Source organism: Staphylococcus sp. GDY8P57P (assembly GCF_017892585.1).
In the GTDB taxonomy this organism is placed as follows: Bacteria; Bacillota; Bacilli; order Staphylococcales; family Staphylococcaceae; genus Staphylococcus; species Staphylococcus borealis.
Genome location: NZ_JAESLK010000107.1, coordinates 1 through 907 on the forward strand (window position 1 = coordinate 1; position 907 = coordinate 907).

Below are 907 nucleotides of genomic sequence, written 5' to 3' on the forward strand. Positions count from 1 at the left end.
ATAACTAATAATGGCTTGTTAAAGGAAGATTGATCTAAACTCGGTTTTATGTTAATAAACATTAAAATTAATGCGAGTAAAGCAATGATAATATATATCGTATTTACAAATGTAGCATTAAATAAATTTGCTAACAGTCCACCTAACATGCTGCCTATAATCATGCCACTACCCATGTAAAGCACTAATAGTGGCGAAAATTCTGGTTTTTTTCGCGCTTTTAATGACCCACTTAAAGTACTGAAAAAGACTTGACTGGAAGTAAGTCCTGATGCCATGTATGCACTGTACGCAGGAGCGCCAAATAGTGGTGGTAATAATAAAATAGCTGGATAAATAATGATGGCGCCACCTATACCTACTAGACCCGAAATAAAGCCTCCGAATACCCCAATAAGTAACATCATAATAATAGTTGAAATATCCATTATTTACTTTTTACCAATAAGTTAACGGCTTCATTAATCAATTCTTCAGAATTTTCACCATTATCCTCTGCTGCTTTTACACATTCTATTAAATTTTCACTAATGATAATTCCCATCAAACGTTGGATTGAACTTTTTGATGCACTGATTTGAGTAATGACATCTTTACAATCTTTTTCTTCTTCCATCATTTTAATAACGCCATTGAGTTGTCCTTGTATTCTATTAATACGATTAATCATTTTTTTATCATAATTCATAGTTATTTCCTCCACTTTTAATTGAATAAAGTCATAATAAACGATAAAAGTAAACATGTCAAATACCCCCTACCGTATTTGACATAATATAAATAATTAGTTAATATACCTGTATAGGTATTTATTAGGAGGTTAATATGAAACAATATAACGAAAATCATATCAATAATTTCAGTAAACAAGAATTAGAAAAATTGGGTGCACAAGGTCAACTGATTG

2 protein-coding genes are annotated in these 907 nt (G+C 30.7%); both read right to left on the minus strand.

Going from position 1 to position 907, the window contains the following annotated elements; all coding sequences use genetic code 11:
* Window positions 1–428: sulfite exporter TauE/SafE family protein (locus tag KA878_RS13765; protein WP_210142229.1), on the minus strand; the 428-nt coding region annotated here is incomplete at its 3' end.
* The gene (gene cstR, locus KA878_RS13770; RefSeq protein WP_002510747.1) at window positions 428–688 is read right to left on the minus strand and encodes a persulfide-sensing transcriptional repressor CstR; all 261 of its coding nucleotides are present in this window, start codon (window positions 686–688) and stop codon (window positions 428–430) included. The genes KA878_RS13765 and cstR, both read right to left, overlap by 1 nt.
* Between the last annotated feature and the right edge of the window lie 219 nt (window positions 689–907).